The sequence below is a fragment of the Planococcus salinarum genome (assembly GCF_007004625.1).
GTDB classification, from domain to species: Bacteria; Bacillota; Bacilli; order Bacillales_A; family Planococcaceae; genus Planococcus; species Planococcus salinarum.
In genome coordinates this window covers 35,013-49,320 of record NZ_ML660050.1, presented here as the reverse complement: position 1 = coordinate 49,320, position 14,308 = coordinate 35,013, and the positions used below count along the sequence as shown (strand labels likewise).

The 14,308-nt window shown below is 49.1% G+C and carries 15 protein-coding genes; 7 read left to right on the top strand and 8 right to left on the bottom strand.

Translation table 11 applies throughout. The annotated features are described in order from the left end of the window. Window positions 1-500 precede the first annotated feature (500 nt). Window positions 501-737, top strand: a complete 237-nt coding sequence (locus tag DIJ65_RS16180) for a hypothetical protein (protein ID WP_185959464.1) — start codon at window positions 501-503, stop codon at window positions 735-737. Beyond that, window positions 694-1,254: a maltose acetyltransferase domain-containing protein gene (locus DIJ65_RS00985; RefSeq protein WP_142836454.1), complete on the top strand. Its 561-nt coding sequence runs from the start codon at window positions 694-696 to the stop codon at window positions 1,252-1,254. Before DIJ65_RS16180 ends, DIJ65_RS00985 begins: the two co-directional genes overlap by 44 nt. Window positions 1,255-1,332: 78 nt before the next feature. Here DIJ65_RS00985 and DIJ65_RS00980 read toward each other — a convergent pair whose 3' ends face one another. After that, window positions 1,333-1,767, bottom strand: a complete 435-nt coding sequence (locus tag DIJ65_RS00980) for a helix-turn-helix domain-containing protein (RefSeq protein ID WP_117302189.1) — start codon at window positions 1,765-1,767, stop codon at window positions 1,333-1,335. Window positions 1,768-1,964: 197 nt separating this feature from the next. Between DIJ65_RS00980 and DIJ65_RS00975 the strand changes: the two genes are divergently transcribed. Both DIJ65_RS00975 and DIJ65_RS00970 read left to right on the top strand, forming a co-directional pair. Beyond that, window positions 1,965-2,321, top strand: a complete 357-nt coding sequence (locus DIJ65_RS00975) for a DUF1801 domain-containing protein (RefSeq protein ID WP_117302188.1) — start codon at window positions 1,965-1,967, stop codon at window positions 2,319-2,321. A gap of 12 nt (window positions 2,322-2,333) precedes the next feature. Then, on the top strand, window positions 2,334-2,591 hold the full coding sequence (locus tag DIJ65_RS00970; RefSeq protein WP_117302187.1) for a hypothetical protein: 258 nt from the start codon (window positions 2,334-2,336) through the stop codon (window positions 2,589-2,591). Between the two features lie 261 nt (window positions 2,592-2,852). On the opposite strand, the gene DIJ65_RS00965 is transcribed toward DIJ65_RS00970, so the two are convergent. Further along, window positions 2,853-3,191 (bottom strand): YobA family protein, encoded by a 339-nt coding sequence (locus DIJ65_RS00965; RefSeq protein ID WP_117302186.1) that lies wholly within the window; start codon window positions 3,189-3,191, stop codon window positions 2,853-2,855. 605 nt (window positions 3,192-3,796) lie between these two features. Here DIJ65_RS00965 and DIJ65_RS00960 point away from each other — a divergent pair. Continuing rightward, complete coding sequence (locus tag DIJ65_RS00960) at window positions 3,797-4,276, top strand: DUF2975 domain-containing protein (RefSeq protein ID WP_117302183.1); 480 nt, start codon at window positions 3,797-3,799, stop codon at window positions 4,274-4,276. A 10-nt stretch (window positions 4,277-4,286) separates the two neighbouring features. Continuing rightward, window positions 4,287-4,511 (top strand): helix-turn-helix domain-containing protein, encoded by a 225-nt coding sequence (locus DIJ65_RS00955; RefSeq protein WP_117302181.1) that lies wholly within the window; start codon window positions 4,287-4,289, stop codon window positions 4,509-4,511. Window positions 4,512-4,562: 51 nt separating this feature from the next. Here DIJ65_RS00955 and DIJ65_RS00950 read toward each other — a convergent pair whose 3' ends face one another. The 3 genes from DIJ65_RS00950 to DIJ65_RS00940 all read right to left on the bottom strand — a co-directional run bounded on the left by DIJ65_RS00950 (window position 4,563) and on the right by DIJ65_RS00940 (window position 6,541). Continuing rightward, window positions 4,563-5,321, bottom strand: a complete 759-nt coding sequence (locus DIJ65_RS00950; RefSeq protein ID WP_117302179.1) for a class I SAM-dependent methyltransferase — start codon at window positions 5,319-5,321, stop codon at window positions 4,563-4,565. A gap of 226 nt (window positions 5,322-5,547) precedes the next feature. Continuing rightward, window positions 5,548-5,835, bottom strand: a complete 288-nt coding sequence (locus tag DIJ65_RS00945; protein WP_117302177.1) for a DUF5316 family protein — start codon at window positions 5,833-5,835, stop codon at window positions 5,548-5,550. 163 nt (window positions 5,836-5,998) lie between these two features. Next, complete coding sequence (locus DIJ65_RS00940) at window positions 5,999-6,541, bottom strand: GNAT family N-acetyltransferase (RefSeq protein WP_117302175.1); 543 nt, start codon at window positions 6,539-6,541, stop codon at window positions 5,999-6,001. 212 nt (window positions 6,542-6,753) lie between these two features. Between DIJ65_RS00940 and DIJ65_RS00935 the strand changes: the two genes are divergently transcribed. Then, window positions 6,754-8,232, top strand: coding sequence for a phytoene desaturase family protein (locus DIJ65_RS00935; protein ID WP_117302173.1), 1,479 nt, complete (start codon window positions 6,754-6,756; stop codon window positions 8,230-8,232). A 1,600-nt stretch (window positions 8,233-9,832) separates the two neighbouring features. On the opposite strand, the gene DIJ65_RS00930 is transcribed toward DIJ65_RS00935, so the two are convergent. From DIJ65_RS00930 to nagA, 3 genes are all read right to left on the bottom strand, one after another. Then, on the bottom strand, window positions 9,833-11,785 hold the full coding sequence (locus DIJ65_RS00930) for a bifunctional 2',3'-cyclic-nucleotide 2'-phosphodiesterase/3'-nucleotidase (protein ID WP_117302171.1): 1,953 nt from the start codon (window positions 11,783-11,785) through the stop codon (window positions 9,833-9,835). Between the two features lie 415 nt (window positions 11,786-12,200). Continuing rightward, window positions 12,201-12,926 (bottom strand): glucosamine-6-phosphate deaminase, encoded by a 726-nt coding sequence (gene nagB, locus DIJ65_RS00925; RefSeq protein WP_117302169.1) that lies wholly within the window; start codon window positions 12,924-12,926, stop codon window positions 12,201-12,203. Continuing rightward, complete coding sequence (gene nagA, locus DIJ65_RS00920) at window positions 12,895-14,082, bottom strand: N-acetylglucosamine-6-phosphate deacetylase (RefSeq protein ID WP_117302167.1); 1,188 nt, start codon at window positions 14,080-14,082, stop codon at window positions 12,895-12,897. Before nagA ends, nagB begins: the two co-directional genes overlap by 32 nt. Window positions 14,083-14,308: the final 226 nt, after the last annotated feature.

The window sequence follows — 14,308 nt, the reverse complement described above, 5'->3', positions numbered from 1 at the left end:
GTGGAAAATACAGCAGTCAGCTGACAATAAACTCAAACGTTAGATAGGATGTCACAACCGTAAGATAAAAATGAAAAAACGTAAGATAGAAAACGGAAAACGTAAGATAGACATAAAAAATCGTAAGATAAAATTTCAGTTCATCGGATTCAGCAGCCAAGGTATAGCCAAATGCCAGCTGGGTCCTCCTTGTAGAATTCACGCCCCTTTTCCCGGTGGAAAATACAGCAGTCAGCTGACAATAAACTCAAACGTTAGATAGGATGTCACAACCGTAAGATAAAAATGAAAAAACGTAAGATAGAAAACGGAAAACGTAAGATAGACATAAAAAATCGTAAGATGAAATTTCAGTTCATTGGATTCAGCAGCCCAGATATAGCCAAATGCCAGCTGGGTCCTCCTTGTAGAATTCACGCCCCTTTTCCCGGTGGAAAATACAGCAGTCAGCTGACAATAAACTCAACCGTTAGATAGGATGTCAAAAACGTAAGATAAAAATGAAAAACCGTAAGATAGAAAACGGAAAACGTAAGATAGACATAAAAAATCGTAAGATGAAATTTCAGTTCATTGAATTTGGCTCATTATTAAGAAAAGCACCTCATTTTATTCAAGTAAAAGCACCTCATTTTATTCGAGTAAAAACTGGTATAATGGCGATAACAAATTTCACACAAGGGGCGATGGATGGTGAAAAGCGAGAAGGAAAAGATGTTGGACGGGGAGCTGTATGATCCGACGGACAATACACTGCAGAATGAGCGGTTGAACGCGCGGCGGCTGAGCCGCCTGTTCAACAAGTCTTCCGAGATGGATGGTACGGACCGGAAATTGCTGCTGAAGGAGTTGCTCGGTTCGACGGGCGACAAGTATTTCGTGGAGCCGAACATCCGCTGCGATTATGGCTACAACATCCACATCGGAGATAATTTCTACGCCAATTTCGATGCGTGCCTGCTCGATGTGTGCGAGATTCGCATTGGCGACAACTGCCTGCTCGGTCCGGGCGTTCATATCTACACGGCGGCTCATCCGCTGCACCCGGGGGAACGTGCAGCCGGAAAGGAGTTCGGCAAGCCGGTGACAATCGGCGATAATGTGTGGATCGGCGGGCGCGCCGTCATCAGTCCCGGCGTGGTCATTGGCGACAATGCCGTCGTCGCTGCCGGTACCGTAGTGGTGAACGATGTTCAGGCGAACACGGTGGTGGGCGGCAATCCGGCGATTGTTTTGCGGGAAATCGAATTTTAAATCGCAGGTTCCGGCTGAAAGGCCTTATGCCTCATCCCACGGGATTTTCTTCCCGACAAAAAACAGCTGACAAGCGTTTCACCGCTTGTCAGCTGTTTTTTCAGCTTTCACTTTCGCCAATGTATAAAGTTCCAGCAGATCCTGCGCATCAAGAGCCGACGAAACCGTCACCAGCTTCTCGAGATAATCCATCTTCGACAATTGAGAGAGACACAATTCCTCCCCTGAGTTCTCATCGTTGGAGCCGACTCCGTTCATGATGTCATCCCATTGCTGGTCGCTGTAATGGACAATTTCGTCTTTATCCGTATTGAGCAGCACTTCGTAAGGCACATCGAACAGCTCACTTAACGAAACGACCCATTTTACGGACGGCACGGAATCCCCGTTCTCCCAGCTTTTGATCCGGCTTGCCGAGGTCCCGAGCTTCTGTGCCAAAGACAGCATCGACAAGCCGGCATGCCTCCGCAGATACCTTAAAATCTGTCCGAAATTTTGCGCGTTGAAATTCATTATTTTTCACTCCAGATTTTCTTTGCAATTAAAAAAAGCATGGTTTCTTAGTCTATAAAAGTCCCATACCCTTTCGCATTGCTCCTTACACTGTATGTACTATAATTTCGGTTCAAAGAGTTCTGAAAATTTCCCCAATTAGTCAATTATTACCGGTATAATAAGTATCATAATAGATTCAAAAGGGGGCGGCAAGTTTGAACAGCAAATTGGATCCGCAAGTGGACGAATTTATCGACGGGCTGGGCGAACCGGTGCAGGACATCGTCAAACGCTTGAGAACGGTAGTGTTTGAAGCGTATCCGGAAATTGAGGAACACATCAAATGGTCGAAACCTAGCTATTCGAAAGAAGGGCTCGTGTGCTATATGCAGTCCGCGAAGAGCCATGTCAATTTCGGCTTTTACCGGGGCACTGAACTCGATGACCGCAACGGGATACTCGAGGGCGACGGCAAGAAAATGCGCCACGTCCGATTACGCAAAGCGGACGACATTGACGAAGAGAAATTGAAGTTCCTGATTTGGGACGCGGTTGATCTGAACCGGAAGTGAGGCGAATTATTTATGAAGATCGGCACCATCATTAACCTGATTCTGGTCATGATAATATTTGCGATTTTTTTCTTCGTGATTGATCCGTTATTCAGTTCGAATCGCATGGCAGCCTATTTTATTTATATGGTTATTTTCTTAGGGATGATGTACATTATGCAAAAACTTGAAGACCGCTTTGAATTCTTCCAGAAAAAAATGGATGGGCAATTGGGTGTGTTGCTTATTATCGCGATTTTCGTGTTGCCTCTCTTTTTCAGTATGGTGTAATTCAAAGAAAATTTAAAACTTTTGCAGAAGAGATGCACATTAGCGGCAAGTCGATCATTTTCGCAATTTCCGTGCTGTGCATGCGGCTTGCTGGCTACTTGGCCGCCAAGCCGCATATTCAGCGTAACAAAAAGAAAGCCTGATAGATTTAAAAAAGCTCAGTTCAGTGAACTGAGCTTTCCCTTCTGTACTATTTTCAATAGCTATATATCAATCCTCTGGTCAAGAAAATAATAACTTTTATTAATAAAATATATGAACTCAATTACGGATTACCTCTATATAATCTGCTTTTGCTTGTGCCGGAAAGGACTCTGCTACAGTTCCTCCTACCCAAACTCTTACTTTCTGTCCTTCTCTGAATTGGAAAAAGTTATACTTGCTAACCCAAACCGCTTCTACGTTCGCAAGGGTCACGACTTCTTTCAAAGTCATACTTTTCGCTTGTTCTTCAGTTATACCATTAACAACTAAAAGTCTATTAAAGTCTGCTTCCACGACATACCCCTCTATATATGGTTCGCTTTCAGGAGGGTTATCAAAGAAGAAAAAAATAAATATAATAAGTACTCCGCCAATCAGAATAATCAATTTTTTCATAATATGCCCCCTTTACAAAATATCCCTGTTCTGTGCAAACCCTGTATTTATTTTACCATTAATATTCAGCAAACCTTGTAAACTTGGAGAGATGCCACTTTATTTAATCTGGAGGAATTAGATTGAACTTGCGTATATTTGAGCTTTCCTGGTCCCTTCCTTTATTTGTTTTATCAATCATTGCTTTAACAATAGGGCTTTATCTATTTATGAAGAATAAAAATTACCGGAGATTCATACCTGTCCTAGTGATCGTATACGGTCTATTTTTCTGTGTATTGCAGATATACGTACTTGGAAAAGGGTATTCAGGAATTCCTTTTGTCTTAATTTCATGGCTGTTATTAGGTTTGTTATTAGCTGCCATCATATGGAGTCTTTTCAAGAAAGCACAGGACTGAAATAAATTCCAGACTCTAAATTAAACAAACCCCTTGCTTATGAAAAAGCTTTTTTATTCAATGCTTTCACACCAGGGTGCCATTCCTTATTCTTCCCCTTGTCTTATATTCCACTTAACCAATTCCTATTCAACAATTATTTATTGATAATCGATAAAAAATGTGGTATCTTCAATTAAACAAATTGTAAACGGGGTGCTGGATATGAAACGGGAAACCATCTTTCTGAAAATCGTCATCGTGCTGATGGCACTGCCGGTATTGGCAATCTGCATATTTGTCGTGCCGCCGCTCAGTGCGTTTGCGGGCGAATTGCTTCCGCAGTGGGCGTTCCTGCGCTGGATTTTCATGATTGCCCTCTATGCAACGGCCATCGCCTATTTCATCGCGCTGTACCAGTCGTTGAAGCTCCTGAGTTACATCGACAGGAACATCGCTTTTTCCGCGCTGTCGGTGAAAGCGCTGAAAAACATCAAGTATTGCGCGCTGACGATCACGGGCCTCTATATCCTGTGCCTGCCGCTCATCATGTACATGGCGGAAGTCGATGACGCCCCCGGCCTTGGCGGGCTTGGCATGGTCATCACATTCGGTGCGATTGTCATCGCTGTCTTTGCGGCAGTGCTGCAGAAACTTTTAGAGAATGCGATTGAAATAAAATCTGAAAATGATTTAACGGTCTGAGGTGACGATAATGGCGATTATTATCAATATTGATGTGATGTTGGCAAAGCGGAAAATGAGCGTGACGGAACTTACGGAACGGGTCGGCATTACGATGGCCAACCTGTCCATCCTGAAAAACGGCAAAGCGAAAGCGATTCGCTTTTCGACCCTTGAGGCCATCTGCAAAGCGCTCGACTGCCAGCCCGGGGACATTCTGGAATACCGGGAAGATGAAGAAACGGCAGCGAAATAGGCGCACAAAAAAGCCTGGAGAATTTTCCAGGCTTTTTCTTTTCGTTTACTTTCACTTCTCCGCAAACGCTTCAAACGTTATGCTCTGTTTCGGCGAATCCGGGTATTTTCCGTACGCGTAATCCGCGGAAATCACAATGTCCCGGAAGCCGTGATTCTCAAGGATGGTCCGGAATTCCTCGACACCATACCAGCGCATCGCGAAGCGTTCCAGCTCCGTATCCAGCAGTTTCCCGCGTCTCCACTTCTCGTAGCGATTGTGCGCCACACTGAACTGGTTGATATGATCGATCTCATTGATCGTCGTCTCCAGCGTGATGACTCCGCCTCCCTCAATTTCCCACGAGCGCAGCGTCGAATGGCCGACCTCGCTGTCCGTCGGCAAATACAGATCGACTATCAGCTTGCCGCCAGGTTTCAAGTGCCTGTGGAAATTCTTCAGCGCTTTCAGCGACGCTTGCCGTTCATGCAGCAACAGGAACGTTCCTGCCGGGATGATGATGGCTTCGTACTCTGTATTTAAATCGAAAGTCTCCATATCCGCCTCGAACAGATTCGGCTGCAATCCCCGCTGTTCGCAATTCTTTCTGCACACCTTCAGCATATCCTTCGAACTGTCAAAGCCATCCACCACGAAATTATGTTCAAACAAAGGCACGAGCATACGCCCTGTCCCGGTTGCCGGCTCCAAAATGCGTCCCGTCACGCCATCCAACCGCTCCATGTAAAACTCCACATCGCCGAATGACGATCCGACCGGCTTATCGACTCCATAGACTTCCGTTGACAGCTTGCTGTAATATCCCAACATCGGATGCCCTCCTTCGCTTAGTGAAAAATTGCGGCTATGCCAAAGCCGAAAAAAATTATGTTCCAAAAGTATTCCCTTTTTTCTGTCAATGAAACATTCTGGCTTTTTGAGCGCACATACCGTTCTCCCTCTAACCTCCACGGCGAAGTGCTTGGTATGGGCTGTTATTATTCTAAAAATGGCCATCACGCCCGGATGGGAGTGATGGCCGTTTTACTGGTGGGGATTAAAAAATCCACAAAGCTGCAAGGGCAGCCAGCAGGTTCGGCAATGCAAACAGGAAGCCGTTCCGCAATCTCGCGTTGCGTGCAGCGCTTTCCTTGCGGCGCTCTGAGCTGGTCATGCGTTCCATGCCGCTGGAGCCTTTGAGTACGCCGGAAAACAGGACGCCCCAAATGATGCCGATGATTCCGAGTGCACCCGCAATATAGAACGCCATGTCCCAGTCTTCCAGGAAATAGCCGAGCAACAGGCTGATCGCAGCCGTGACAATCCCGATTACTAAAAATTTCATTTCGTTTCCTCCATGCTGTAAGTTAATGTTTCTTCTATCTAACATGATAACCGCAAAGGCAGGGAAAAATAAACTATAATTTTCGATGCCTCTTGAGGGCAGCCAAATTCAGCACGATGCATTCGAATCTGATGTCTTTTTAAACTGCCTGCTGGGGCATAAATTACAGCTTCCACTCCGATGCCAGCATCCCGTATACAATGTGATCGACAAAATGGTCATACAGCCATTCCACCTGGCGCAGCGTGCCTTCTTCCGTGTACCCGAGCCGTTCGGGAATGCCGCGGCTCTTCCGGTTGCCGGTCGCCACGCGGATTTCCGTGCGGTTCATGCCGAAATGGCCAAACGAAATTTCCGTCAGCGCCTCTGCCACGCGTGTCATGATGCCGTGACCCTGATACTCCTGCCCCAGCCAGTAACCGATCTTCGCCGTTTTATTGGCCCAGCCCAGCTCGTTAAATCCGGCCATCCCGACAATTTCGCCTTTATAGACGATCGCCGCATTCAAGGTTTTATTTTCCGCAAAATTCTTGCGGCTCATGCGAATAAAATCCCGGGAATCCTCCACCGTTTTCGTGTAATCGAGCCACGGCAGCCATTCCTTCAAATACGCGCGTGAACCGTCCGTCAGCCCGAACAACCGCTCCGCGTCTTTCTCCTCCAATAATTTCAGCGATACTTCCTCATCTATTTTATACGTAAACATCCCAATCCCCTCCATTATTAGCTTCAGCGTAGCATAATTGGGAAGATGTGAGAATATGGAATATCGTTTCTCGGCAAGCTAATTTCCCCCCCAAATTTTCTCACCCTCAGGAACTATGGTACGTTAGTTAATAGATTGGCCACCCGGCTTTGGGCTGAAGAAAGCCTTTCAATTTTTTGTGGAATAAATAAAATTTCGGAGGAGGGTTGGACATGCCGCAAAATGTCTTAGTGATTGGCGCCGGCATCGGCGGATTGACCGCTGCTGCCCTGCTGGCTAAAAATGGGGACCGCGTTACCCTTCTCGAAGCATCTTCTGAACTGGGAGGCTGCGCCGGGAAATTCAAACGCCATAAATTCCTGTTTCCTGCCGGCGCGACGCTCGGCATGGGCCTCGAAAGCGGCGGCATCCATGAACGCGTTTTCCGCTTCCTCGAAAAGCCCTTGCCGATTGAGCCGCTGGAAACCGTCATGGAAATGATCCACCCTGACCATTCATTTATTTTTCTGAAAGACCGTAAACAGCATGTCGATGCCATCATCAGCCACTTTCCTGCATACGAATCAAAGATCCGTGCCTTTTACCGGGAAATCTACGCTACTGCTTCAATCGTCCGCACAATGATGGATCCGCTGCCTGCACTGCCGCCGCAGACGGCGAAGGAATGGGCAGCATTAGCCGGCGCCATCCGGCCGATTCACTCCAAACTGTTGCCCCATTTCAACAAGACGCTGGGCGATCGCCTGAAGCGTCACGGCCTTAGCGAACTCACAGCGTTCCGCCATATGCTGGACGGGCTGCTGATCGACAGCATGCAGACCGGCAGCGATGATGTTTCTTATTTACTCGCAGCAGTTGCACTCGACATCTACCATGAAGGCGCCTTTTACGTGCCCGGCGGATTGTATCGCTTTGCCGAACTAATGGGCGACAGTCTAAAGGAAAATGGCGGTGTGCTGAAAAAACGCCGCACCGTCACGCAACTGGCGCGCAGCGGAAAAGGCTGGACCGCATCCGATCACCGCGGCAATAAATACGAGGCCGATGCCGTCATCGTCAATGCTCCAATCCATTTGCTTCCGGGCATGCTGCCGCCGGAACTCACACGCCAATTGAAAAAGCCCCTCCTGGAAGGGGCAAAGGGTGAAACGTGGACGACCCTGACGTTGTATATTGCGGTCGATTCCAGTAAATTGTCTCAGCCGCTGCCTCCCTTCCGGCAAATTTCAACAGGCGACGGCATGGCGGAAGGCGCTCACTTTTTCATGTCTGCCTCGCTTCCCGGCGATGTGTTGCGGGCACCGGCCGGCTTTCAAACCGTGACAATTTCCACCCATTCCAAAGCCGGGCATTGGGACACACAAGAAAAGTACGACACAGCCAGAGAAACCTTAAGTGAGCGGATGCTCCAGGCAATCGAACAGCAGATCCCCGGTTTCCGCGACTCGATTGTCCACCTGGAAACAGGAGCGCCCAAAGCATGGGAGCGTTTCACCGGCAGACCGAACGGCTTTGTCGGCGGCTTCCCCCAGACCCTGGATTCAGCGCTGTTCAATGCCATCTCGCATCGTTCCGGCATTTCCGGCCTTTATGTCTGCGGAGACCACGTTTTCCCAGGCGGCGGCACAATCGGCGCCGCGGCAAGCGGTATCCACGCCGCCAGATCAATCGCTTCCAAGCGCTTGATCTGATGGTTTTGATCTCGCTGCTTTCGGAAGCGGATTCAGCACTCGTTAGATAAAAAAGTGAAATCGTAAGATAAAAGTTTTAAACCGTAAGATAAAAACACCAAACCGTAAGATAAAAAACAGAAACCGTAAGACAAATGAAAAAGAACTGTATTGATCGGGCGGCGCGCCGCCCCAGGCAGCTGGCGTGCGCCAGCTGCTTCAAACCGATCTTGTGAACAGTTGGAGAAAGTGGCATATTTGAGAATCGAAAGATAAGAAGCGCAAACTGTAAGATAAAACTGTGAAAATGTAAGATAGAAACGACAAACCGTAAGATACCTTCTCAAAATCATAAGTTAAGAATGCATCACTCTAAATAGAAGGTGCAGAGGCAAAAATAATAAGAGCAAAAGTAAAAATAGAACCACTATCTCCCTTCAACTCTCCTCCTCTCAACCCCCACCCCCAGCAAAGGCGCGGCTATGGAGTGGGCGAAGCAACAAGCCTGGCATCACTCCAGCCAGGCTTGTTGCGGGAGCCTTCTCCGGAGCGCCAAAGCGGCTATCACCCCTTCTTTTGCCAGCACTCGTTAGATAAAAAAGTGAAATCGTAAGATAAAAGTTTTAAACCGTAAGATAAAAACACCAAACCGTAAGATAAAAAACAGAAACCGTAAGACAAATGAAAATGAACTGTATTGATCGGGCGGCGCGCCGCCCCAGGCAGCTGGCGTGCGCCAGCTGCTTCAAATCAAGCCCTTCAAACTTCAATCTTCTTTAAGATAGAAGGTACCGAAGAAATAAACTCGAAAACAACCTACTTCCAGAACTGTTTCTTCTTCCAACTCTCCTCCTCTCCACCCCCAACCCCAGCAAAGGCGCGGCTATGGAGTGGGCGAAGCAACAAGACTGGCATCACTCCAGCCAGGCTTGTTGCGGGAGCCTTCTCCGGAGCGCCAAAGCGGCTATCACCCCTCCTTTTGCCAGCAATCGTTTGATAAAAAAGTGAAATCGTAAGATAAAAGTTTTAAACCGTAAGATAAAAACACCAAACCGTAAGATAAAAAACAGAAACCGTAAGACAAATGAAAAAGAACTGTATTGATCGGGCGGCGCGCCGCCCCAGGCAGCTGGCGTGCGCCAGCTGCTTCAAACCGATCTTGTGAACAGTTGGAGAAAGTGGCATATTTGAGAATCGAAAGATAAGAAGCGCAAACTGTAAGATAAAACTGTGAAAATGTAAGATAGAAACGACAAACCGTAAGATACCTTCTCAAAATCATAAGTTAAGAATGCATCACTCTAAATAGAAGGTGCAGAGGCAAAAATAATAAGAGCAAAAGTAAAAATAGAACCACTATCTCCCTTCAACTCTCCTCCTCTCAACCCCCACCCCCAGCAAAGGCGCGGCTATGGAGTGGGCGAAGCAACAAGACTGGCATCACTCCAGCCAGGCTTGTTGCGGGAGCACTCTCCGGAGCGCCAAAGCGGCTAGCAATCCTTCTTTTTCTAGCAATCTTTCGCTAAATGTGAAGCAAATCAGCCTATACGTTAACTAAACTCCACAAACACATCAAAAAGCCCACCCGCAAACCGCGGATGGGCCACAAACTCAAGTTTTATTAGTCTATCGCAATTCCGTACTTGGCAAATCCGTTGACCGTCGGCGCGATATACGTGATGCCGCTGTCTGCCGGAATCATGTCACGCGCGTTGTCGGAAGTTTCGAAGACGATTGACTGGTCGCCGGCAATCGGCGCAAAGTTCCAGTTATCATCCGCTGAAGGATCGATTGTTTCCAGCTCTTCCAGGTAGTCAATGACCACTTGGCGATTTTCATAAGCATAGTCGATCACTTCTGTGGCATCCACGACTCCCGGGAAATTGCCGCTTGCCCGGTAATTATTGGTTGCCACCAGGAATTCCTGGTTCGGGTCGATCGGCTGGCCCGCATACGACAGGTTCTTGATGCGGTTCGCGCCCTCATTGATCACATTGCCGCCTGTATCGTATTTGGCAGGCTCCGTTACATCAATTTCATACGTCACACCGTCGATGACATCGAAGTTGTACGTACGGAAATCATTGTTGATCAATTGCTGCTCGCCAGTGGCGTTCGGGTCAACCTGATTGAATTGGCCAGCTGACATTTCCAGCCATTCCTGAATATCGGAGCCCGTCAATTTCAGAGCGAATGTCGTATTGTCATAGACATAGAGGTCAGCGACGTTTTTGATGGCGATCTGGCCGGCTTCAATATTGGTGTAATAGTCGCCCCCGTTGCGGCCGCCCGCTTTGAATGGTGCCGCAGCTGACAGAATCGGCAGGCCTTCGTTCGCCGTACCGGCCACCTGCTGCTCGACATACCAGGTTTGTGCGTTATTCACCAATTGAATGGATGGATCGTCATTCACCAACGCGAAATAACTGTTGATCGGCGCCGTCGTTACAGCCACCGGTGTGTTGACGTATTCGATTGTGCCTTCGTGCGCTTCTTTCACCGCTTCGACTACCTCTTCAGCAACTTCGTCCGTTGTTGAATCGATTTCGCGCAGTTCCGCTTTCTCGGAAGTCACCACCCAGCGCTTGCCGTTGCCGCGCGGGCTCAATGTCAAATCAATGACGCCGAGATGGCTGCCAAAATTACCGGCCATGACAACCGGTGTGCCGTTGATTGTGCCCTGTTCCTGGTCGACATTCGGCAAATCGCCGTATGCGCCCGGGAATACATCATGGTCGTGGCCGGTGATGATGGCATCCACGCCTTCGACCTGGGAAATCTGGTAGGTTACATCTTCTTCACCGATTTCGTGCGTTGCATCACCGATTCCTGAATGCGAAAGAACGACGATGACATCCGCTCCTTCCGCTTTCATTTCCGGGATGAATTTCTCCACTGACTGCACCGCATCTTCCGCAATGACTTTGCCTTCAAGATGCGTACGGTCCCATTGCATGATTTTCGGGGCAACCACACCGATCACGCCCACTTGCAGCGTACGTGTTCTGCCCATTCTATCGACAACTTCCTTGTCGATCACGGTATAAGGCTGGTACTTATTCTCCCCTGTTGCCGCATCCAGAACATTTGCGTTCAGGACCGGGAAAGGAGCATCGTCCAACACTTCATCCAAATAGTCCAAACCGAAGTTGAATTCGTGGTTGCCGAGTGTCGAGGCATCGAAATCCAGCGACTCCAGCGCCGCGTATGCCGGGTGCAATTCGCCTTCCTCCAGCGGATCCACAGACACTTTATAAGCCCCGAACGGTGTCCCCTGAATGACATCTCCGTTATCAAGTAACAGGTTATTCGGGTTTTCAGAACGGGCTTCTTCTATTAACACACCCGTCTTCGCAAGCCCCAGCTCATTGGACACTTTATCCTGGTAATAATCATAATTCATGAAATTCGTATGCAAATCCGTCGTGCCCATAATCCGGAGTGATACGTCGATCGGCTTCAGCTTATCCGCCTTATCCGGTTTCGCCGCACCTGCTGCTCCGCCTGTAAACAAACCGCTTAAAGTCAAAACCAGTGCCACCAGCACCATCGCCAATTTCCTATACATTGACATTCTTTCAGCTCCTTCTGCTTAGTTTGTGAATCAATTTCATTATACTAAACAGCGGACCCAAAATGATCGTTATTTGATAATTTAATAAATTTTACCTATTTGTAATATTTCTGCATGCAATTTTCCATGAATAAAATCCAGCGTACTTATCTGATGCTTTTCTGCTTGGGAAAATAGTCGGCATTGGAGCGCATCACAACGGGATAATCCATCGTTTTTTATAGAAATCTGATGTGTCAGATGCGCCTTTTCTGCAAATTGGCGCCAAAGTGGCAGCTCCATTTTCAAGCTGTACGATCAACCTCAAATTTCCACACAAAAAATCCCCCGCGGATTGCTGTGCGGGGGAAGCCTGTTACCGAAAAGATCCTGTTTTATTACCCGGACAGCTGCACATGCTGCGCCGTTTCCTTCATCATCTTCCGTATATCACCCTAACATGCGGGTGTTTGCGCAGGATGCTGGCCGGAAACTCTTCCGTAACGGTACAGTTCTCCAGACGCCGCACCGCTTCCATTTTATTGTCCCCGAAGGCCAGCAGCACGATTTTACGGGCGTCCATGATGGTTTCGACCCCCATCGTTATCGCTTTTTCCGGGATGTCTTCTTTTCTGTCGAAAAAGCGGGCGTTCGAACTGCGCGTCGCTTCCTCCAATTCGACGACATGCGTACGGGAGTCAAAGGGGGTGCCGGGTTCATTGAAACCGATATGGCCGTTTACCCCGATGCCCAGCAGCTGCAGATCGATGCCGCCGCTTTCGGCGATCAGCCGTTCGTAGCGCTCGCATTCTTTCGCCAAATCCGGGGCAAGCCCATTCGGCACATGGCGCCTGTTTTCTGCCAGGTCGATGTGGCGGAATAAATTCCGGTACATGAATTCGTGGTAGCTCGTGGCATCCCCAGGACCTTTGCCGACGTATTCATCGAGATTGAATGTGGTTGCCCGGGCGAACGAAAACTCCCCTGCCTGGTGGTGCCGCACCAGCTCTTTGTAAAAGCCGAGTGGGCTTCCGCCGGTGGCAAGGCCGAGGACACTGTCCGGTTTCGCCAGCAATTGATCAATGAAAATCGTCGCCGCGATCCCGCTCATCTGCTCGTAGCTTGAGACTTCAATCCACTGGAATATCTTCGGTTTGATCATGAGCAAAACTCATCCTTCCTCTGCAAAAGGTATGTCGTACGCTGAAATCTTCTGTCACCAGCACGATATCGGCGTCTTTACCGCGCTCCAGGCTGCCTTTGCGGTCCCAGACACCGAGGCGGCGGGCCGCATTTTCGGACGACAGTTTGATGGCGTCAGTCCACGAAATGCCAGCCGCCTGCCGCAGTTGCCGCAGTCCCTCATTCATCTTCAGGACGCTGCCGGCAAGCTTGCCGTCCGCGAGCACCGCTTCGGGTCCGGCAACTGTCACTTCCTGGTCGCCGAGCGTGTAGGAACCGTCCGGCAGCCCTTTGGCGCGCATCGAATCGGTGATGAGCAGCAAACGCTCCGGTCCGATCACCTGCAATACCAGCTTCAGCATATCGGGCGACAAGTGAATGCCGTCTGCGATGATTTCGCAGAACAGCTCCCGGTTCAGCATACCGGCCCCGACCACCCCGATTTCGCGGTGGTGCAGGCCGCGCATCGCATTGGCGAAATGGGTCAGATGTGTCAGCCCGGCGGCCTGCGCTCCGTTGATCGTCGCGTAATCCGCTGTCGTGTGGCCGCCTGAAACAATGACGTCGCGTTTCGCGAGTTCGCGGATGACGTGAAAATCCTGATCCTGTTCAGGCGCCATTGTGATGACCTTTAAATCGGCCAGCGTTTCGCCGAACCAGTCCCGCAGTTGCGCCATCGACGGTTCGCATATATACGCGGAAGGCTGCGCCCCCGCCTGGTCCGGGTGGATGAAGGGGCCTTCGAGGTGAAAACCGAGCATCTCCGCTCCTTTCGCCCGGCTTTCATTCATGAAATTCCGGCCATGGCGTATCGCCCGGGCAATTCGTTCGGGCGATTGCGTCAGCGTGGTCGCGAGAAATGCCGTCGTGCCTTCCGCCGGCAGCGCGGCTGAAATCGTCCCGGCCGCAACAGGGTCGTCGTCCATGAAATCCGCTCCACGGGCACCGTGGATATGGATGTCAATAAAGCCCGGCATCGCGACGGATCCGCCGCCGTCAAAGCGGTCACCGGTGTAATCGGCGAATGGCGCCATCGAAACCGCGGCAATCCCGCCGCCTTCAATCAGAATCGCGCCTTCTGCCAACTTGCCGTCCCTCCGGACCAGCCGGATGTTTTCTATCAGCATTCGAGTCATTGGGGCACCTTCTTTGGGTAGATTAGTTTCACTAGTCTTTTTTCCTTTGGCTGGAAAACCGGATCTGTCATTCTGTTGATACAGATAATTATAGGTTTTTGTAATACTTTTTCAAATGTTAAAGAGGAGTAGCTGTTTAAATAAATTCCTGACTTTCCTGTAAGTAGGGGCTTATGGATGCAAAGAAGAGGGAACTACACAAGTAGAACAAAGACATTCCATGAAG

Coding starts and splice junctions, on each gene's coding strand:
- DIJ65_RS16180 (WP_185959464.1), top strand. CDS start 501: ATGAAAAACCGTAAGATAGAAAACGGAAAACGTAAGATAGACATAAAA.
- DIJ65_RS00980 (WP_117302189.1), bottom strand. CDS start 1,767: ATGAATTTCAACGCGCAAAATTTCGGACAGATTTTAAGGTATCTGCGG.
- DIJ65_RS00970 (WP_117302187.1), top strand. CDS start 2,334: ATGAAGATCGGCACCATCATTAACCTGATTCTGGTCATGATAATATTT.
- DIJ65_RS00965 (WP_117302186.1), bottom strand. CDS start 3,191: ATGAAAAAATTGATTATTCTGATTGGCGGAGTACTTATTATATTTATT.
- DIJ65_RS00960 (WP_117302183.1), top strand. CDS start 3,797: ATGAAACGGGAAACCATCTTTCTGAAAATCGTCATCGTGCTGATGGCA.
- DIJ65_RS00955 (WP_117302181.1), top strand. CDS start 4,287: ATGGCGATTATTATCAATATTGATGTGATGTTGGCAAAGCGGAAAATG.
- DIJ65_RS00950 (WP_117302179.1), bottom strand. CDS start 5,321: ATGTTGGGATATTACAGCAAGCTGTCAACGGAAGTCTATGGAGTCGAT.
- DIJ65_RS00945 (WP_117302177.1), bottom strand. CDS start 5,835: ATGAAATTTTTAGTAATCGGGATTGTCACGGCTGCGATCAGCCTGTTG.
- DIJ65_RS00940 (WP_117302175.1), bottom strand. CDS start 6,541: ATGTTTACGTATAAAATAGATGAGGAAGTATCGCTGAAATTATTGGAG.
- DIJ65_RS00935 (WP_117302173.1), top strand. CDS start 6,754: ATGCCGCAAAATGTCTTAGTGATTGGCGCCGGCATCGGCGGATTGACC.
- DIJ65_RS00930 (WP_117302171.1), bottom strand. CDS start 11,785: ATGTCAATGTATAGGAAATTGGCGATGGTGCTGGTGGCACTGGTTTTG.
- nagB (WP_117302169.1), bottom strand. CDS start 12,926: ATGATCAAACCGAAGATATTCCAGTGGATTGAAGTCTCAAGCTACGAG.
- nagA (WP_117302167.1), bottom strand. CDS start 14,082: ATGACTCGAATGCTGATAGAAAACATCCGGCTGGTCCGGAGGGACGGC.